A 19199-nucleotide genomic window follows, 5' to 3' on the forward strand; every position below is an offset into this window, starting at 1 on the left:
TCGGATGCTTCCTGACTCGCATGTCGTTTACCACCGTTCCGAGGATTTTTAGTGCATATGCTGTTTCATGAGATTTGAAAGGTCAATAGATTTATACAAAGGAGAGTGATCTTTTGGCAACCAAGATTTTTCTGGATCCCGGACATGGCGGCAGTGATGCAGGTGCAGGGGGAAACGGTCTGAAGGAAAAGGACATCACGTTGACGATCGCGCTGGAAACCCGCCGGATTCTTTTGGAAGAATACGAGGGTGTCACGGTTAAAATGAGCCGCGAGAAGGATACGACAGTTTCTCTCACCCAACGGACGAATGCGGCCAATGCGTGGAACGCCACCTTTTATCTTTCTGTTCACATCAATGCCGGGGGCGGCACGGGATTTGAGTCCTATCGGTATGTCGAGAATGGATCCTCCACCACCATGACCGCCCAAAAAAATATACATGCCGCCGTGCTGTCCGCATCGGGTTGGAAAAATCGGGGTCAAAAGTGGGTAAGCTTTCATGTTCTCAGAGAATCCAAAATGCCGGCACTGCTGACGGAAAACGGATTTATTGATACTTCAAGTGATGCCGCCAAATTGAAGGACACGTCTTTTCTTAAAAAGCTGGGTCGTGCTCATGCGGAGGGGATTGCCAAGACTTTCAAGCTGAAGAAAAAATCGACCCCTTCACCGACAGGTACACTTTACCGCATCATCGTAGGCTCCTGGAAAGATAGGACCTCTGCGGAAAATCATCAAAACACCCTGAAGAAAAAGGGAATTGACATTTGGCTTTGGGAGTATGAAAAAGGGAAATACCGCGTTGTCGCGGGAAGCTTCTCCAATAAAAGTGAAGCGGACAAAGCATCGGCGGATCTTAAAAAGATGGGCATTGACAATTGGATCGCTGTCGTTGACCAATGATAAAACTTCAAAACCCGGGCAGGTTGACCCCCTGCCCGGGTTTTGATTTTCTTCATTAATGGTAGTGAAGGACCATTGGGTTCATTCTTATACTAAATGTGTCCGGGCTTGGACAGTCCCTTTCACGTCTAGTGTTTTCTGGTAAATCGGGATCTGATGACAGTTAGCGGAATAAAGGGATTATAGGGATAAATTTGACTAGATTGAATATTTGTCCGATAATACTGATACGTATCAGTATCAACAAAAGGAAGGAGCGATTTGTATGCCGTTTGAACCTTTCACGGAAGCGTGGGCCCAACAATATAAAGAGAAGTTGAATCAAAACATGCAGTACCGGCAAGCCGCCAGGACTTGGGAAGGACCGATTGTATTTATGGTGGAGAAAGATCCATCTGTCGGGTTGGAAGAGGACCGTTGGGTTTATCTGGATTTGCGACATGGAAAATGCCTTGAGGCGAGAGTCTCCTCAAAGGCCGATCTGGAGTCGGCGCCCACTGTGATCAGTGGTGACACCCGAACCTGGAAACAACTTTTTGACGGTCGGCTGGAACCTCTATCGACACTGATGCGGGGGAAACTGCGCTTGGTCAAAGGGAATATGGCGGAGTTAACAGCCTATGTGATCGCATCTCAACAGCTCATGAAGACCGCGATGCAAATCGATACGGAAATACCGGAAGGTCTGAAGTGAAAGCGGTTCCGATTTGAATAAAAAAATGGAGGGAATCATAATGCGTGTGATGCAAACCACCAGTACGGGCTTGGACCATTCCATTCTGCCCATGCGTCTCTACCACAAGGCCAAGAAACTGGGTACCTGGGATCCCAAAGACATCGATTTCTCCCAAGATAAGAAGGATTGGGCCGCTTTCAACGAGGTTGAAAAAGGGATGTCACTGAGGATGAATGCTGTCTTTCTGGGGGGGGAGGAAGCAGTCACAAAGGATTTGCTCCCTCTGATCCAAGTGATTGCCAATGAGGGGCGCCTCGAAGAAGAGATGTATCTGACCACTTTTCTTTGGGAAGAAGCAAAGCATGTGGAAGTGTTCCGCAGAATGGTTGACGAACTGGGGATCACTGGTGATCTGTCCATTTATCACGGCGACAACTACAAGAAAATCTTTTATGAATACCTGCCGGAAGCGATGGAGCGTTTGACCCGTGATCCATCTCCCGAGGCTCAGGCGGAGGCGTCGGTCACGTACAATATGATCGTTGAAGGAATGCTGGCGGAAACGGGATATTATTCCACATTTAAGTCCTATAAACGATTGGGGATCATGCCAGGAACCGTCCAGGCCTTTGAATATTTGAAAAGGGATGAATCCCGCCATATCTGTTATGGAGTTTATCTATTGTCCCGTTTGATTGCGGAGCACGATCATATTTGGGATGTTGTGAATAAACGGATGGAATTGCTGTTGGAACCGGCGATCGGCTTGGTTAACGATTTGATCTCCGAGGTGGAGGAACTTCCCTTCGGATTGGATAAAAATGAGATGGTACAGGTAGCTGTGAAACAGTTTGGATCGCGAATGAATGTCCTCGAGCGGGCCCGAGATCAATCTGTCGATATGATCCGGCAAGCCAGTGAGGAAGAGATGGGGGAGGCATTGTAACCGATGTTTTAAGGTTTGGAAGCGCTGTGAAAAAGCAGTACAGGGAGGGGCGGGTTTCACATGGAGTGATTTTAGACAACGAAAAGGTCAAGTGAAACCAAATCCGAAATGTCCTGTAACACACTAAATCACAACACTTTTAGTGGTGCCAATCGGGATCAGGATTGGCCTCCCCTCAAGGGGAGGTCCCTGCTCTTGATCCTTCTGTTCAACCATCCCACCAAAAAGTGGAGAATGGGATAGAAGCATGACCCCATCAACAGGGCTGATCATCCGGATTCAGGTTGGCTGAAGCGAGGACAGAAAGGAGGCGCTGTATGGGTGCCAAGCCTGCGGAAAAAATCCATGTCGGCAAAGAGGATATTCTCCGGGGAAGGAAGGAACAGTTGCGGCGCGAAGTTCAAAAAATACGCGACGGAATCAACCGGAACAAAAGATTTCGCACCATGATCAGGGTGTTTGCCAAACACGGCTTGCTACACCTCCTCGACCGGAAGAGTTTCCGGCTGTTCCGTGGGGGAGGGAGTGAAGGAGACCAGGATCAACTGCGAAAAATCGGGCGGAGGATGCGCTTGGCCTTTGAGGAGTTGGGACCCACCTTTATTAAGTTGGGCCAGGTATTAGTGACCCGGCAGGAGATCCTTTCGGATTCCATCACGGCGGAGCTTGCGGAATTGTTGGATGATGTTCCTGCTCAACCTTTTTCACATATGGCCCTGGTGTTGGAGGATGAGTTGCCCGAAGGTTTGCAAACCTTTGAGTGGATCCACCCTGAACCGATCGGTTCCGCCTCATTAGCCCAAGTGTATCATGCGAAATTGAGAGATGGACGGGAATGTGCCGTAAAAGTGGTACGACCCACGGTGGACAAGTTGTTCCAAACAGATATCTCCATCATCCGAACCTTTGCCAAATATCTGCAAAAACGGCTTCCCCCGGCGATGGCAGCCTCTGTGGAATTACCCGGACTGATCGAGGAGTATTACAGCAGTTCGATCAATGAACTGGACATGCGCGTTGAATCCAGAAATATTGAGGAACACAAGCGGATCGGGGCGGAATTTGAAACTCTGGGTGTACCAAAGGTCTATATGACTACCCATCATGTTTTGGTGATGGAATTTATCGATGGTTGGAATCTCAAAGAGTTTCCCGTCGATTTCTTTACTTTTGAAGAACGATTCATGAGAATGATGGATCTGGCCCACTACTATGTGAAAACCTTTTCAAACGGGTTTTATCATGCGGATCCCCACGGATCCAACCTGATGGTGGACCGAAGGACGAAGAAGATCATCGGAATCGATTGGGGTATGGTGGGTAGAATGGACTCCCTTCATACTGAAGCGATTTTTCGCGCCTTGATGCATATCCGGGTAAATCAGGCTGAGGATGCGGCAGAAGCGGCGCTGGACTTGGTTCAACCGACTCCCTATACGGATCCGGTGCGTCTGAAAGATGAGCTTCGCTCCATGTTTATCCACTATGTGAACAGTGAGCAAGGGAGCCGCTATAACTGGGGAAACCTGTTGATTCAACTGATCACCATCGGGATGAGAAACCATTGCCGCATTCCCAACGGTCTGGCACTGTGGGCAAAGGGATTTACGGCGGCTGAGGGCACGGCGCGGTGGTTGTGTCCGGAAATCAGTTATCATACGGCGGTGGAGTCCGCGGATGTCCAGATTCTTCGCCGCTGGTTATCCCGTCGTTTGAACTATCGGGCAAATGCCAGCTTGATCACTGAACTGAGTAAATTGGTGGGGACCTTTCCCCGCAGGCTGAACAAGATATTGGAGAAACTGGCCTGGAACGATCTGAAGCTACCGGTGGAACATCGAGTCCCCAATGATATCAGGCGATGGGTGAATCGTTCAGTCAATCGGCTGACCCTGGGAATCTTGGCTGGTGGGATCTTTGTCGGGGCTTCTTTGCTCCTTTCATTCGGCACAGAGGCGATGAAGGTGACTCCTTCCCTTCGATGGCTGGGAGAAGGGCTGATTTGGTCCTCCGCTGCCTTAGCTGTTTACGTGTTTTGGAGGGTGATTCGTTCCAAACGTGCGTAACCGGTGAATCGAATATGATAAGGGGAGACAGGTATGGGTGAGAAAAAAATGAGTATGGAAGAGAGGATTCAGGCGTTTTATCGTCAGAGTGGAGGACCGCATAACAGCCAGATATCCGAACTGTTGGAGAAACATTTATTGTACGGTGAGGACCATGGGATGGACGGCTACAAGGAAACATTTGAAGACGCCGTGATGGATACCCTGATCGGTGATCCAAGCTTGCTTTTGCTTTATGAGCGATACCAGAGGTGGAAACTGAACCGGAAGCAGGAAGCTGCCAACATTGCCGGGTTGGAGGAGAGAATCAAGCAGTTGGAAAATGAGATCCGTGAATTAAGAGAACTTCTATCCAAAAAATCCGTGCCTTTCGAGTCTGGTTGAAAAGATAGATAATTGTTTGAATGATCTCTTGATTTTAGGATGGGAACAGGTTATGATACGAGTACGTACTCGTATCATCGAGGGTTATTCCACCCATGTACTTTAGGTGCAAAATAACTCCGGAAATATCTGAACTTACAGATTTAATCCATTTCGGTTGGGGGAGGCGGTTGATTTGATTTCATTTCAGCCTACAGAGGAGGAATCGGCCTTTGTGGATCTTGCCGGGGGAGTGGCCCGGGAACGGATCCGACCCATGGCCACGGAGTGTGAACAAGAGCGACGAGTCCACCCCGATCTGGTGAAGACCATGATGGATCTGGGCTTTACCACTCTTGAACTCCCTCATAGTTGGGGCGGTTTGGAGATGCCTTTGATCTCCCAAACTCAGATCTGGGGAGCCCTCAGCCACGGGGACCTTGGAGTCGTGCAAGGCTTGCCCGGCGCCGGGGACGGGGCATCTCTGATCCGTTTGATTCCGGAGCATCCGGCCTTGCAATCCTATAAAGCGGCCGGCGCAGACGGGGATTGGCCGACTGTTGCTTTCCTCCAGGCTGCGGATGGAGAGAATCCAGGATTGTCAGGAGTCCAGGCGGTTTCAAATGGATCGGGATATGTTTTAAGAGGAATCTCCCTGCCCTTTCGATTGGCTGCATTTGCTGACAGCCTGCTCGTGGCAGTGAATGATCCCGAGGGAGAGACCCTCCTCTTGTGGTTGGATCGCCGGGAGGACAGTAGATGGCATGCGGTGGAAGGCGACTATCGCTTGGGACTGCTGGCCGCAGGTTGTGCACGTGTGCAGTTTGAAGAGGAAGTGATCACATCGGATCAAGTGATTGCCAGAGGAAGTGAAGCACGGGAACTCTTGTCACAGGCTCAAGCACGGATTTACGTGCTGGAGGCGGCCAAAGAGGTGGGTCTGATGGAAGCCGCCGTTTCCTATACCGCTGAATATACGTCACAACGGAAAGCTTTTGGCCAGGAGATCGCCAAATTTCAGGGAGTCTCTTTCACCTTGGCAGATATGGCGATCGAGACGCGGACTTCTCGGAACCTTCTGTGGCAGACGGCGGAGAGAATCAATGATGGAGATTCCACCGGGAAGGAAGCAGCGGGTGGGATGCTGTCCCGGGTGCACAGATCCCTTCGCTTTGTAACCGATTCCGCCGTACAATTGCTTGGTGGACATGGATACGTTCAGGAATTTCCCGTTGAAAAATGGATGCGTGATGCCCAAGCCCAAGTCAGCCTGTATGGGCGGGAGGGTGAACTGTTGGCCCGACGCGGTGAACAATTGCTGGGTGACCGCGTACCAACCGGGACTTAAAGGAGGGACGCCTGATGATCTCTTACAAATTATCTCCGCATCAACAGCAAGTGAAGGATGTAGTGCACTGGTTCGCCGAAAATGAAATGCGTCCGCTCTCCATGGAAGCCGACAGATTGGGGAAGGTTCCCGATGATTGGTTAAATAAGATCAATCAGCTGGGAATACAGTTGAATACATCCTCATTCGGTGATGATAAAAACGGCAGGGAGAAGGAGAGCGGTAAAAAGGTAAAACGGGAGCGTCAAGCCAACCGGTTGGCCGTGATCGCGACAGAGGAACTCGGCTGGGGGGATCCGGCCATCGCATTGACTCTTCCGGGGCCGGGACTGGGAGGGCCGCCGGTGCAATCCAGCGGCACACCGGAACAGAAGCAACGTTTCTTATCCATCTTTTCAAAGGATGAGCCGCCCCGTTGGGGAGCGTATGCATTGACCGAACCGGAGGCGGGATCTGATGTCTCGGGGATCCGGACCACTGCCCAAAAAACAGCCGGCGGGTATATCCTCAATGGGCAAAAAATCTTTATCACCAATGGGGCCCGCGCTTCCTGGGTGGTTGTGTTTGCTACGATCGATCGGAGTTTGGGTCGTGCCGGACATCGTGCCTTCGTCGTTGAAAAGGGTACACCGGGTTTCAGTTGCACCCGCCTGGCCAAAAAAATGGGGATCCGTGCTTCAGAGACGGCGGAGTTGTTGTTGGAGGACTGTTTCGTACCGGAGGATAACCTCCTCGGCGGTGAATCCTACTACGAAAACCGGGGTTCCAGTCCGTCAGGCTTTCGGGTGGCGATGAAAACTTTTGACAATACCCGGCCCATCGTGGCCGCGATGGCGATCGGAATCGCCCGTGCCGCTTTTGAATATACAAGGGACTTGGTACAAAAAGAGTATCCGAAACATGGACGATTCTATCACTTGGCTTCTGAGAAGTTGGCCTGTGCGGAACTGGAGATCGAGGCGGCGCGTCTGCTTACCTGGGAAGCGGCATGGAAAGCCGATATCGGCCAACCCAACGCCCAAGAAGCCGCCATGTGCAAAGCCTACTCCGGAAAGATTGCGCTGGAAGTATGTGCGGGATGTCTGGAGCTGCTGGGACCCGCCGGTCTGGACGGACAAATCGTGGAGAAGCTTTATCGGGATGCCAAGATCTTTGACATTTTTGAGGGGACCAATCAGGTTCAGCATCTGATCACGGCACGCCATCTTTATGAACCCTACGGAGTGCGGGTCTGAAGTGGTTGAACAGAATGAATCAATCCCGACCGACCCGGAGTGCTCTGGAAACAGAATGTTTTCAAGGAGGTGGTGCAGAGAAAAAGTCGTCCGTTCTGCTCGATTTTTGATGAATTACATTTCCATATAAAAGAGAGGAGAATGTCAAATGGATAAAAGCATTGATGATTACACTCTGGAGGAAGCCTGGGGAAAAATCGAAACCGCTTTGAATGAAAACCCGAAACCGATCGAAGGACTGAACGCTGTTTATCAATTTGACATTTCCGGAGAGGAGGGGGGCACCTATCAGCTTCATCTCTCCAACAACAAGGCAAAGGTGGAGAAAGGAACCTCTTCTGAAGCGGATTGCACACTGCAGATGGCACTTCCTGATTTCAAGGAGTTGCTGCTGGGGAAATTGAACGGGACTGCCGCCTTTATGTCCGGAAGGCTGAAGGTGAAAGGAAATATCGGTTTGGCCATGAAGATGGATAACATCTTGCGTCAATACGACGTCCAAGAACATATCTGAATGGGATGACCCGGTGTCTCGCCGGGTCCCCCTTTTAAAACAGGCGCTGAAAAGTCCATGGGGAAATAAGACTCTAAATGTGGCGGTCGATCGATGGACCTGAAATGCGGGATGCCGGGTGAAATTGCCGCCGGCTGTACAACCAACGGGGAGGGGAAAACATGAGTCTGCCGCTGGAAGGAAAAGTGGCACTGGTGACCGGGGCGTCCCGGGGATTGGGCAGGACCGATGCCCTGACGCTGGCTGCTGCCGGTGCCGATGTGGTAGTCACCGATATTCTGATCGAAGAGGATGAAAACCTGGAGCAGACCTCTGAAAAATGGGGGCCCATGGCCCAGATGATGGCACAGTCCCAAGTGGTGTACACCCAATCTACCGCTGCGAAGATCCGGGAGATGGGACGAGAGTCCGCCGTCTTCCGGATGGATGTGACGGATCGGGAGGAAGTTCAATCGGTGATGGAGCAGGTCAAGGATCGATTTGGCCGGATTGACATTCTGGTCAATAATGCGGCCACCCTGGATCACACGGCCCGGTTGGAAGATCAGAACGATGATTTTTGGGAGCGTGATCTCCGGGTCAATCTGACCGGTGCCTACAATTGTTCCAAGGCGGTTTGGCCCTATATGAAGGAGCAGAAATGGGGCCGGATCATCAACATGGCCTCTGTCGTCGGACTGATCGGAGGATTCGGCCAGGCGAGTTATTCCGCGACCAAGGCTGGTGTGTTGGGATTAACCAAATCATTGGCTTTGGAAGGGGCCAGGTACAATATCACTGTCAACGCTATTGTTCCCGGAATTATCAATACGGAAGCATTTCAGATGAGCAACCCGGACATGCGTGAACGGATGATTGCCCGAACGGCTTTTAAACGGCCCGGAGAACCCGAGGATATCGCCCATGCGATCGCTTTTCTCGCATCGGATCAGGCGTCCTATATCACAGGGATCGGTTTGCCGGTGACGGGTGGAATCGACTTGTTCACCTTTTGATCCATCCCAGCCCATGAATCGACGGTGGAAAGGGTGAAAAATGTGCAAGATCGGGATGCGGTAATTATCGATGCGATCCGGACCCCCTTCGGACGGAAGAAAGGATCCCTTGCCGGTATCCGGCCGGATGAAATGGCGGCTTTTCTCCTCAAGAATCTGGTTCACCGCCAGAACCTGAATCCTTCCGAAGTGGAAGATATCAAAATGGGTTGTGTCACCCAAGTGGGAGAACAAGGTTTAAATATCGGCCGCATGGCCGGACTGATCGCAGGTTTTCCCGTGGAAGTGTGCGGTGTGAGTGTCAACCGGATGTGTGCATCCAGCCTGGAAACGCTGGCTCAAGGAGCTCATGCAATCATGGCGGGGATGTCCGACTGTGTCATCGCCGCCGGTGTGGAAAGTATGAATCGGGTTCCGATGGGAAGTGATGGTGGCCAATTCAGCGACCTTTTGTTGAATCAACATACCATCATCCCCCAGGGTTTCTCCGCAGAATTGATCGCAGACAAGTGGGACCTTTCCAGAGAGGAATTGGACCGCTTCTCTCTGCAAAGTCATGAGCGGGCAGTTCAGGCCCAAAGGGAAGGATGCTTTGACCGGGAGATCATTCCCATCGACGGGAAGAACCTCGACGAAGAAAACATCCGCCTGGAGGCGGACGAAACCCCGAGACCGGATACCAGTCTGGAGGCGCTGGCGGGGTTGAAGCCGTCATTTCGTCCTGACGGCAAAGTGACAGCGGGCAACTCCAGTCAAATCAGCGACGGGGCAGCTGCTGTTCTTCTCACTTCCCGGAAGAAAGCGATTTCTCTCGGATTGGTTCCCCGGGCCAGAGTGGTGGCGACAGCGCTGGCGGGGGTGGATCCGGAGATCATGTTGACGGGGATCATCCCGGCCACCCAAAAGGTGTTGCGACGGGCCGAGCTGTCCCTGGATGAAATCGATCTGTTTGAAGTGAATGAGGCCTTCGCCTCGGTGGTGTTGGCTTGGCAGCGGGAGATCGGTGCCGATCCGGAGAAGGTGAATCCCAACGGCGGAGCCATCGCCCTGGGCCATCCCCTCGGCGCCAGCGGTGCCCGGTTGATTGCTTCTTTGATCAACGAATTGGAACGGCGGGAGGGCCGTTATGGTTTGGCCACTCTGTGTATTGGATTTGGCATGGCCCTGGCGGTGATCGTGGAACGGGAGGAATCATAATGGGAGATGCGAACTGCAAGTGGGAGATTCGGGACCGGGTGGCAGTGGTTACGATCGACCGCCCCCCAATGAATACGTTAAGCCGGGATACACTGGTTGAACTGGAAGAAATCCTAGATCAGGTGGAGCCGGATGAATCAGTCGGTTGCCTCCTCATTACCGGGTCTGGCGACCGGATGTTTTCCGCCGGTGCCGATGTCTCCGAGTTCGGGGAAATGGGCGGTGATCGGGAATCCGCGGAAAAATTTTTGAAACGGATACATGTTCTGTTCAACCGAATCGAAGCTTTTCCCAAACCGGTTATTGCCTGTCTCAACGGGAAAGCTCTCGGAGGAGGAAATGAACTGCAGATGGCTTGCCATCTGACGATTGCCGCCGAAACGGCGGAGCTGGGGTTGCCGGAAGTGAGACTGGGCATCATCCCCGGATATGGAGGGACCCAGCGGCTTCCCCGGCTGATCGGCCGCCGGCGGGCTCTGGAACTCATGCTGAGCGGACACCGGATTTCCGCTCAGACCGCCTTGGAGTACGGATTGGTCAACCGGATTGTACCGCAAGATCAAGTTCGTGAAGAGGCCTTCCAATGGGCAAAAGAATTGGCTGCCGGTCCGCCGATCGCGATGAAGGGGATCCTGGACTCCGTGGTCAGAGGATGCGAAAAAGATTTGTCCCGAGGACTATCCATCGAACGGGAGAATATGTTATCCGTGATCCGGACAGAGGATGCCATCGAGGGCGTGACAGCTTTCTTTACCAAGCGGGAACCGTCCTTTAAGGGCAGATGATCGACACAGAGGCCGTGGGAACTTTCCCACGGCCTCTGTGTCGCTTAAAGGGCATGGGTCGGTCATCTGAAATGGGCAACAAAGTCCCAAACACCATCATCTCTATCTTCATAGATTGATAGAAGAGGTGATGCAAAATGGCAAAAAAAGTAGTGATCGATCCAGGGCATGGAGGAAGTGACTCCGGAGCAGTAAACGGAAGTTACCGGGAGAAGGATTTTACACTGGATATTGCTTTGAAAGTCAGGAATTACTTGGTGAACAACTACGATGTCAACATTCTGATGACCCGGACGACGGACACCACTGTCAGCCTGACCCAACGCACGAACTATGCCAACGCCAACAACGCTGACTATTTCGCGTCCATTCATATCAATGCTGGCGGGGGAACGGGCTGGGAGAGTTATATTTACAACGGAACTGTCTCCCAATTCACCATCCATGCCCAGAACACGATCCATTCCACCGTTATGGGGGTGATCGGTCCAAAGTACGGTGTCAGGGACCGGGGTAAGAAGCGGGCCAATTTCCATGTGCTGCGTGAAAGCAACATGCCGGCCATCTTGGTGGAAAACCTGTTTATAGACACGACCCAGGATTTGAATCTGCTGCGAAACGCCACGTTCATTCAGGATTTGGCCAACGCCATCGGCCTCGGAATTGCCCAAGCGCTCTCCCTTCCCAAAAAAGCGACGGGCTTGTACAAAGTGATCACCGGTTCCTTCCAAAGCCTAGAGAACGCCCAAAGTCGAAAGAGTTTCCTGGAGAAAAACGGGATTGAGGCGACAATTGTAAGTACGACAGTGAACGGCCAAACCTATTACCGGGTGCAAGCCGGGGCTTTTTCCCAGCGCGCCAATGCGGAAGCCCGTTTGGACGAAGTGAAGGCCCTGGGGATCACCGATGCATTTATCCTTTATGAGTAAGGAGGGGGTGTGGAAGTTGACACTGGCCCCAGTGAACAAGCGTCAACTCCGTGCGGCATGGGTGGCCACCGTCGGAAACCGGGACTGGCCCTCTTCCCCCGGTCTTTCAGTCACACAGCAACAGGAAGAATGGAAGCGTCTTCTCGATCAAATGAAATCGATGAACCTGAATGCGGTTATCCTGCAGGTCCGACCCATGGCGGATGCCTTTTATCCCAGCAGCTGTAATCCCTGGTCCAAGTATTTGACCGGCACCCAAGGAAAAGATCCTGGGTATGATCCACTCGCCTTTTTGCTGAAGGAGACTCACCGTCGCAATCTGGAGTTCCATGCCTGGTTCAACCCCTTTCGGGTCAGTACGGACACCCGCCTCGAATCCCTGGTTCCCGATCATCCGGCGCGTCGTCATCCGGACTGGGTGGTCGCTTATGGAGGACAGCTGTATTACGATCCCGGCATTCCCGAGGTGAGGGATCATGTCATTGACAGTATCGTTGAGGTGGTCAACCGGTATGGAATTGATGCCGTCCACCTGGATGATTATTTCTATCCCTATCCCGTCGGAAACGAATCTTTTCCCGACGATGGGACGTACCGACGCTACGGCCAGCAGCGGTTTGCGAATCAGGAGGATTGGCGAAGGGACAATGTGAACCGTTTTATTTGCGGTCTCTCGAAAAGTATCCGACAACTGAAACCGAAGCTAAAATTTGGTATCAGTCCCTTTGGAATCTGGCGGAATCGCACTACAGACCCGACAGGTTCCGACACCTCCGGATTGCAGAGCTTCGATGAACTCTATGTGGATACCCGAACTTGGATTCGACAAGGTTGGCTGGATTATGTGGTTCCTCAGATTTACTGGAATCTCGGGTATTCTCCGGCGGCATATGAAAAACTGGTGAATTGGTGGGCCGGGGAAGTTCGGGGATACCCCCTTCACCTTTACATCGGCCATGCAGCTTACAAAATCGGACAGGACAATGAGGCCTGGGACAATCCGGAGGAGATTGCGAATCAACTCCACGAGAATCTATTATACCCGGAAGTGAAAGGGAGTGTATTCTTCGCGATTTCCGACCTGTCACGAAATCCCCTGGGTGTTCGGGATCGGCTTGCCACGGATTTCTTTCGATGTCCCGCCCTGGTTCCTTCGGCTCCCTGGCTGGATCAGGCCCCGCCGCCGGCACCCGCGATCCGGTCGGTCAAACGGATCCCCGAGGGAGTGAAGATCGAGTGGACAGATCACTCTGCGGATACTGTTTATCTGGTGCTCTATCGTTTTGCCGATGGGGAAGCGGAAAACCGGGAAGATCCCCGAAATATCCGGTTTTTGATCAGGAAAAAGGGAAGCAGCTCCTCAGTGACGGATCCCACAGCTTCGCCGGGAAAAACTTGGACCTACCTGCTGACAGCAGTGGATTCTTTGCACAATGAAAGTCCGCCCAGCAAAACCGCCCGATTGATTCCCCTGTACAAAGTGATCGCAGGCTCTTTTCAAAAGTTGGAGAACGCTCAAGCCCGAAAGAGTTACCTGGAACAGAACGGGATCGAGGCTGCGATCGTAGAAATCCAGGTGAACGGAGAGAATCGCCATCGGGTACAGGCAGGGGCCTTCAGCCAACGTTCCAGTGCGGAGGCCCGGTTGGAGGAAATCAGGAAATTGGGTATCACTGACGGGTTTATCGTCTACGAGTAAACAGTGAGCGACTCTCATTCCCTGGGTGGAGGAGAGTCGCTTTTTCATGTGCTTGTACAAGACTGTTGAATTTAAATCTTTTGATTTTATTCTTGCTTTTCCTGTAACTTTGCTAGGATTTTTAAAAAAATTTATTTTTAAAAGGGAAAATGGAAGACAGAATCGAAGATAACCATTTAAACTCAATCGATGGTGGAGGAGGCTGTTGTAAAGGAGCTACGAAGTTTCAAGGGGTTGAACAGCTGATGTCTGGTACAGGCGGGGAAAGTCAGAGGATTGTCACTCAAACCAAAGAAGGTATCCCTCAACAAAAACAAGGTTGCCAAAGGAGGAAACAGCGGACATGGTTAAAAGATCATCTTTTTGGGGAGTCGTCACAGCTCTTTTTCTCATTTCGTTTTTGACCTTTCTACCCGGCGTATATGCAGCAGAAAAATCGGATCAAGACCTGTCTGAGAAAGTGGAACAGTTGGAAGAAGAGATGAAGCAATTGAGTGCCAAGGATGACAGTTATGATTACCTTAAAGAAGAAACCAAGGCCTATCGTGAATTTGTTGAGGGAGAATGGGATCGGTTTTTAAATTGGTTTTTCGGCATCATAGGGATTGTATCAGTAATGATCACTGCAGTCATCACTTTCTTTCATATGAGTTCCAAAAAAGAGATCAAAAACAGCGTCAAAGCACAGTTGGATCAACGGGTGGAAGAGGAACTGAATCGTGAAACCGAAAAGCTGAAGATCCGGATCAGAGAATTGGAGGGGGTTGTAAACAGGGAATCTTGGCTCCGCAATTCTAAAATCCTTGCCTTGGATCGTGGAAAATTGAAAGACATTATTTCGTCTTCACCCTTGAATCAACAAAATGTTACCTATGACTTTCCTCCTTTTAATCGTCTCCCTTATCTTCTAGCAAAAGGAGAAGTTGATATTGTTGTGTATGAATATGATCATGAGTCGGAAAAGCAAAAGGATCAAGATCTGATATATCTCTTGGATCAACTAAGGCGTCATTCAAATCGATCTGTTCAGATCCCGATCGTCATGTATACAGACGGTAAAGAGGTAAGAAATACAGAGGTTCAGAAATTACTTGAAGCATATGAATGGTATACATATGCCAACCATCGGATTACCCTGGTTGCCAACACGTATGGCCTTACTCATGCTTATTGCTCGGCGGTAAATAAAGCGTAATTGCGAATCGGAGAGTAATCTAAAAAAGGATTAAAATTGGATTCTTTAGGTATTTGTCCGGGCTGTGGGATGCAGGATCCCGCATATCATCAAACGTCCATATCCCCAAGCTTCTTGTACACAGTACATCCTGCCGAATTACGGCAGGGTGTGTTTTCTTTTTTTCAAAATGTTACTGCCCTGTGAAAAGGTAATTCACTTCCCGGGAAAGACCAGAATCGCATCACCGATGGGACGTTCTCCGGTGGCGTCTGAAGGTTGGTTGACCATTTGTTGGTGAACTGTCATCGTGGTGGAACCACCGCCGTCCAAGTTGACGGCATCCGTAGCTCCCAAGGCTTTCATAAGCTCCGCACTTTCCTTAAAATTGAGGCCGACACTGAAGCCCGGTTGTCTTCCGTCCACTGTGACCAACAGAATATCTCCTTCCGATGTTGTACCCGCCAGCGTTCGGGGGTTGCGGTAAATCCCGAATCGATAATAAAATTCGGGGTTTTCCTCCCAATGAAACCCTTCAGCGAAGGCAGTGATGTGGGTGTTTCCCCCCTGAAGCAGCCGGGGACCGCCGTTTATGATTCCCACCTGCGATTGCAAAGGCAGGTACCTCCCATCGGAGAAAACTTTTGTTTTCACTTTCATTCGGGTTCCGGGTCTGGCACGGATTCGCAGCCAGTCTGCTGCATCCCCTGTCGCAGACAGCACTGATCCTTTTTCCGGAATGGGATTTCCCCGGGAATGATGGGTATCGATCACCCGCCCTTTCTCATCCAATACGACTTCCACCCCGGCCCCGGGTTCGGTTACCTTGCCGAAGTCGGGAGTGAATTTATTCAAGAAAATGTCCAATATTGTCCCAAGTCAATTGAAAACAGACGGTGATTCTGCATTTGGAGCTCGCTCCACACCCACAATACAGATTATGTTCGACATCGATTGACACTCTTTAAGTAAGGCTCAAGGCAGTACTAGGTGATCTTTTTAAATAATCGTATGAATGCCGAGAAAGTGGTTGGATCCGAGTAGCTTTTAGAAAAATGATTTTTAGGAATCATCCGTAAGGATTGGTTTCACAATCCGTATTTTTATGTGAAACCCAATTTTTCGCAACATTTTTAGGGGGGAGTCGTCACATATGCCACGAAGAGCTGAATATATTGAGAATGATATGTTTTGAGATCTCTCTTCTACAGCTTTGACCTCGCCACTGCTCGGATGAGATGTGCTCTTTAAAACTAATCAGATTAAAACGATTATAATTTAGTATTGATTTTCATATTGGTTGTATTATAATAAGCATAGAATCCAACGATGAGAAGAGAGGGGATTGTCATTGGGTAACAGAAAAACACTGACCACCGGTGCGGGGATTCCTGTGGGAGACAATCAAAATTCAATCACCGCCGGTAAACGGGGTCCTGTATTGATCCAAGATTTCCACTTGCTCGAAAAGTTGGCCCACTTCAACAGAGAGCGCATTCCGGAACGTGTCGTTCACGCAAAGGGTACTGGGGCTTATGGATATTTTGAAGTTACCAACGATGAAATTTCCAAATACACAAAAGCTGATTTTCTGAGTGAAAAAGGGAAACGAACAGAGATGTTCGCGCGTTTTTCAACCGTTGCCGGTGAATTGGGTTCAGCCGATACGGTTCGGGACCCGCGGGGATTTGCGTTGAAGTTTTATACCGATGAAGGAAACTATGATCTGGTCGGTAACAATACCCCCATCTTTTTCATCCGTGATGCGATCAAGTTCCCCGATTTCATCCATACCCAGAAACGTCACCCGAAGACCGGCTTAAAAGACCCGAATATGGTTTGGGATTTCTGGTCCTTGTCACCGGAATCACTGCACCAGATCACCTATATGCATGGGGATCGCGGCATTCCCGCCACATACCGTCACATGAACGGTTACGGCAGCCACACCTTTAAGTGGGTCAATGATCAAGGTGAGCAATTCTGGGTCAAGTATCACTTCCTCAGCGACCAAGGGGTGAAAGGGCTTGACGTGGATCTGGCCGCAAAACTGGCGGGTGAACAGCCGGATTACCACAGGGAAGACCTCTTCAATGCGATTGAAGAAGGCAATTATCCCTCCTGGACGTTGTACGTTCAGATCATCCCTTACGAAGATTATAAAACCTACAAGTGGGATCTGTTTGATGTGACCAAGACGGTATCCAAAAAAGATTATCCGCGGATCGAAGTGGGCAAAATGGTCCTGAACCGCAACCCGGAGAACCACTTTGCCGAAGTGGAACAATCCGCCTTTACACCGGGCAATCTAGTTCCCGGAATCGAAGCATCGCCGGATAAAATGCTGCAAGGCCGGATCTTCAGCTATGGTGACACCCACCGCTACCGTTTGGGTGTAAACCATCAACAAATACCGGTCAACCGCCCAAAAGCCGATGTTCACAATATGCAGCGTGATGGATACATGACGGTGAACGGCAACGGTGGCGGCGAGCCCAACTATGAGCCCAACAGTTTAAACGGCCCCATCGAGGATCCCACGAAAAAAATCACACCATTTGAAGTTTACGGTGAGGCGGACAGTGTCGCTTATGACAGCGACGATCACTATACGCAACCCGGAGATCTCTATCGTCTGATGAGCGAAGACGAGAGAGGGCGTTTGGTGAAAAATTTCGCGGATCATATGAGGCCGGTCAAAAGTGATGAGATCAAACTCCGCCAAATCGGTCATTTCTACAAGGCTGACCCGGAATGGGGAGAGAGAGTCGCTGAACAGCTGGGCTTGTCTGTTCCGGCGGGTGTTAAGTGAATCCATGCCGGAGGAATACGAAAGCCGGTTGAATCCTGGCACGGATTCAACCGGCTTTTTTGCATGCTCCTTTTCAGTTACTGAGACGAAGTGATTTCCTTATAACCTCCGAACAGGGCGTGTCCCGCCTTCACCCAAAAGGCGTCCACTCCTCGATATCCCGCTTCATGCATCCAACCCAATTGTTCAAAAAGGGTGGATGGGTGATCCACTTCTTCATCAGGATGTAGAAACAGGTTCCAGCGTTCCCGGCGAAAGATTTCCAACCCTTCCAAATCACCCAGGAAATCGAGAGAACGCCGGGCAGTTTCCTCTTCCCAGGCCCTTGCCATATATTGTCGTCCCCGATCTCCCGCTTCTTTCATGATATCCGCAATCAGGAGAGCTCCTCCCGGTTGCAGACAACCGTACAATTTTCGGAAGAGACGGGCCTTCCCCTTTCCATCGAGATGGTGGATGGCCAGACTGCTGACGAAACAGCGGACCTCATCGAGAGAATCGGGCCAATGTTCATCCAACAAATCGAATCGTTGAAAGCGAAGCCGGTCAGAAAAACGTGCCAGTCGACCCCGGGTGGCTTCGATCATAGAAGGGGAACCATCGAGGGCGATCACTTCCGCCCGGGGGAAATGATCCAAAATCGCCTCGGACAGCCAACCTCCTCCCACCCCCAGTTCCACCACCCGGAAAGCTTCGTCTTGATCAGCCGGGATCAAGTCGATGAATGCACGTGCCAGTCTCTCCCTCTCCGGCACAAAGATATGTCCGTATTTCAGGAACAGCCGGGAATCTTCCTCTTCCCACAGGGACGATTTTGTATATTCCTCCATCCTTCCGACCTCCTCAGGCAACTGATGAGCGGTCTTGACGCCGTTGGATCCCCCGCGGCTATCATCTTTTCAACAAATGCGGGATATATCCAGCCGGAGGGAAGTGGATCCAAATGCGGTCCTATACACCTGATCAAGGAGGCCGGGTCGAAAGAGAGGTTTGAAGGGGCTCTTTTTCAGGAAAGAAGAACCACAGGGGGTAAAGTCACCCCCTGTGGTACTCTGCTACACTGGTAGTGTGATTACAGTTAATCATACAATTCGGAAAAAGTAAACGTGGTTGAGAGATGCAGGAATCTGGTTGGCTTGATCGAAAATAAAACTTTGAAAAATCATTTTGGAGAGGATGAGAACGATGGTATGGCTCATTGTGGGGATTGTCATCATTATTATCCTGATCGTGAGCTTTTCAGGGATCTTGCGAGGCAAAAGTACGAGAAATCAAAGCAGCCGCTACACCGTTTCGGGGGCAGGCTCCGGTTTTTGGTCAGGTGACAGCAGTTCCGGAAGCGACGGTTGCAGGGACAGCGGTGGCGGAGGTGGTGATGGGGGCGGGTGTGATTAAGAGACGGGACGGGGTGAGGTGTGATGAAGAAACAGGGAATATGGTGGGAAATCTTTTTTCCTGATTGCCCGAAAAAGCAACGGATATCCCGCTCTTTCCACGGATCTTCCTATGGCTGTTTCACGCGATGACGGTCATCGCCCCCGTTACATCTTGATTG

At 50.8% G+C, this 19199-nt stretch carries 18 protein-coding genes; 16 read left to right on the top strand and 2 right to left on the bottom strand.

Features of this window, described 5'->3' with window-relative positions; all coding sequences use genetic code 11:
- Positions 1–113: 113 nt before the first annotated feature.
- The 14 genes from IEV46_RS01475 to IEV46_RS01540 all read left to right on the top strand — a co-directional run bounded on the left by IEV46_RS01475 (position 114) and on the right by IEV46_RS01540 (position 14853).
- On the top strand, positions 114–905 hold the full coding sequence (locus IEV46_RS01475) for an N-acetylmuramoyl-L-alanine amidase (RefSeq protein WP_188429057.1): 792 nt from the start codon (positions 114–116) through the stop codon (positions 903–905).
- Between the two features lie 265 nt (positions 906–1170).
- Positions 1171–1599 (top strand): SCP2 sterol-binding domain-containing protein, encoded by a 429-nt coding sequence (locus tag IEV46_RS01480; protein WP_188429059.1) that lies wholly within the window; start codon positions 1171–1173, stop codon positions 1597–1599.
- A 40-nt stretch (positions 1600–1639) separates the two neighbouring features.
- Positions 1640–2527: a R2-like ligand-binding oxidase gene (locus IEV46_RS01485; protein ID WP_188429061.1), complete on the top strand. Its 888-nt coding sequence runs from the start codon at positions 1640–1642 to the stop codon at positions 2525–2527.
- Between the two features lie 317 nt (positions 2528–2844).
- Entirely contained in the window at positions 2845–4593 is a 1749-nt protein-coding gene (locus IEV46_RS01490; protein WP_188429063.1) for an ABC1 kinase family protein, read from the top strand.
- 33 nt (positions 4594–4626) lie between these two features.
- Positions 4627–4977 (top strand): hypothetical protein, encoded by a 351-nt coding sequence (locus tag IEV46_RS01495; protein ID WP_188429065.1) that lies wholly within the window; start codon positions 4627–4629, stop codon positions 4975–4977.
- Positions 4978–5152: 175 nt separating this feature from the next.
- Positions 5153–6304 carry an acyl-CoA dehydrogenase family protein gene (locus IEV46_RS01500; RefSeq protein WP_188429067.1) on the top strand — a complete coding sequence of 384 codons (1152 nt, stop codon included), beginning with the start codon at positions 5153–5155 and terminating at the stop codon, positions 6302–6304.
- 14 nt (positions 6305–6318) lie between these two features.
- A complete protein-coding gene (locus IEV46_RS01505; RefSeq protein WP_188429069.1) occupies positions 6319–7539 on the top strand; it encodes an acyl-CoA dehydrogenase family protein in 1221 nt (406 codons plus the stop codon).
- 148 nt (positions 7540–7687) lie between these two features.
- On the top strand, positions 7688–8053 hold the full coding sequence (locus IEV46_RS01510) for an SCP2 sterol-binding domain-containing protein (RefSeq protein ID WP_188429072.1): 366 nt from the start codon (positions 7688–7690) through the stop codon (positions 8051–8053).
- A 161-nt stretch (positions 8054–8214) separates the two neighbouring features.
- On the top strand, positions 8215–9048 hold the full coding sequence (locus IEV46_RS01515) for an SDR family NAD(P)-dependent oxidoreductase (RefSeq protein ID WP_188429074.1): 834 nt from the start codon (positions 8215–8217) through the stop codon (positions 9046–9048).
- A gap of 33 nt (positions 9049–9081) precedes the next feature.
- Positions 9082–10245, top strand: a complete 1164-nt coding sequence (locus IEV46_RS01520) for a thiolase family protein (RefSeq protein WP_188429076.1) — start codon at positions 9082–9084, stop codon at positions 10243–10245.
- Positions 10245–11030, top strand: coding sequence for an enoyl-CoA hydratase-related protein (locus tag IEV46_RS01525; RefSeq protein WP_188429078.1), 786 nt, complete (start codon positions 10245–10247; stop codon positions 11028–11030). The genes IEV46_RS01520 and IEV46_RS01525 overlap by 1 nt, the downstream gene beginning before the upstream one ends.
- Before the next feature lie 137 nt (positions 11031–11167).
- A complete protein-coding gene (locus tag IEV46_RS01530; protein ID WP_188429080.1) occupies positions 11168–11959 on the top strand; it encodes an N-acetylmuramoyl-L-alanine amidase in 792 nt (263 codons plus the stop codon).
- Between the two features lie 7 nt (positions 11960–11966).
- Positions 11967–13658 carry a family 10 glycosylhydrolase gene (locus IEV46_RS01535; protein WP_229735807.1) on the top strand — a complete coding sequence of 564 codons (1692 nt, stop codon included), beginning with the start codon at positions 11967–11969 and terminating at the stop codon, positions 13656–13658.
- 469 nt (positions 13659–14127) lie between these two features.
- Positions 14128–14853 carry a hypothetical protein gene (locus tag IEV46_RS01540; protein WP_188429085.1) on the top strand — a complete coding sequence of 242 codons (726 nt, stop codon included), beginning with the start codon at positions 14128–14130 and terminating at the stop codon, positions 14851–14853.
- A 195-nt stretch (positions 14854–15048) separates the two neighbouring features.
- Here the strand turns inward: IEV46_RS01540 and IEV46_RS01545 are convergent, their stop codons facing one another.
- A complete protein-coding gene (locus tag IEV46_RS01545) occupies positions 15049–15687 on the bottom strand; it encodes a phosphodiester glycosidase family protein (RefSeq protein ID WP_188429087.1) in 639 nt (212 codons plus the stop codon).
- 496 nt (positions 15688–16183) lie between these two features.
- Here IEV46_RS01545 and IEV46_RS01550 point away from each other — a divergent pair, with 496 nt between their 5' ends.
- Positions 16184–17644, top strand: coding sequence for a catalase (locus IEV46_RS01550; protein WP_188429089.1), 1461 nt, complete (start codon positions 16184–16186; stop codon positions 17642–17644).
- A gap of 77 nt (positions 17645–17721) precedes the next feature.
- Here IEV46_RS01550 and IEV46_RS01555 read toward each other — a convergent pair whose 3' ends face one another.
- Positions 17722–18474, bottom strand: coding sequence for a class I SAM-dependent methyltransferase (locus IEV46_RS01555; RefSeq protein ID WP_188429091.1), 753 nt, complete (start codon positions 18472–18474; stop codon positions 17722–17724).
- 491 nt (positions 18475–18965) lie between these two features.
- Here IEV46_RS01555 and IEV46_RS01560 point away from each other — a divergent pair, with 491 nt between their 5' ends.
- On the top strand, positions 18966–19103 hold the full coding sequence (locus IEV46_RS01560; RefSeq protein WP_188429093.1) for a hypothetical protein: 138 nt from the start codon (positions 18966–18968) through the stop codon (positions 19101–19103).
- The last annotated feature ends 96 nt before the right edge of the window (positions 19104–19199 follow it).

The organism is Kroppenstedtia guangzhouensis (assembly GCF_014637345.1).
GTDB lineage: Bacteria > Bacillota > Bacilli > Thermoactinomycetales > DSM-45169 > Kroppenstedtia > Kroppenstedtia guangzhouensis.

Bases quoted from the DNA above. Each gene is read 5' to 3' on its own strand.
- IEV46_RS01480 (WP_188429059.1), top strand. From the start codon at position 1,171: ATGCCGTTTGAACCTTTCACGGAAGCGTGGGCCCAACAATATAAAGAG.
- IEV46_RS01485 (WP_188429061.1), top strand. From the start codon at position 1,640: ATGCGTGTGATGCAAACCACCAGTACGGGCTTGGACCATTCCATTCTG.
- IEV46_RS01490 (WP_188429063.1), top strand. From the start codon at position 2,845: ATGGGTGCCAAGCCTGCGGAAAAAATCCATGTCGGCAAAGAGGATATT.
- IEV46_RS01495 (WP_188429065.1), top strand. From the start codon at position 4,627: ATGGGTGAGAAAAAAATGAGTATGGAAGAGAGGATTCAGGCGTTTTAT.
- IEV46_RS01505 (WP_188429069.1), top strand. From the start codon at position 6,319: ATGATCTCTTACAAATTATCTCCGCATCAACAGCAAGTGAAGGATGTA.
- IEV46_RS01510 (WP_188429072.1), top strand. From the start codon at position 7,688: ATGGATAAAAGCATTGATGATTACACTCTGGAGGAAGCCTGGGGAAAA.
- IEV46_RS01515 (WP_188429074.1), top strand. From the start codon at position 8,215: ATGAGTCTGCCGCTGGAAGGAAAAGTGGCACTGGTGACCGGGGCGTCC.
- IEV46_RS01525 (WP_188429078.1), top strand. From the start codon at position 10,245: ATGGGAGATGCGAACTGCAAGTGGGAGATTCGGGACCGGGTGGCAGTG.
- IEV46_RS01530 (WP_188429080.1), top strand. From the start codon at position 11,168: ATGGCAAAAAAAGTAGTGATCGATCCAGGGCATGGAGGAAGTGACTCC.
- IEV46_RS01555 (WP_188429091.1), bottom strand. From the start codon at position 18,474: ATGGAGGAATATACAAAATCGTCCCTGTGGGAAGAGGAAGATTCCCGG.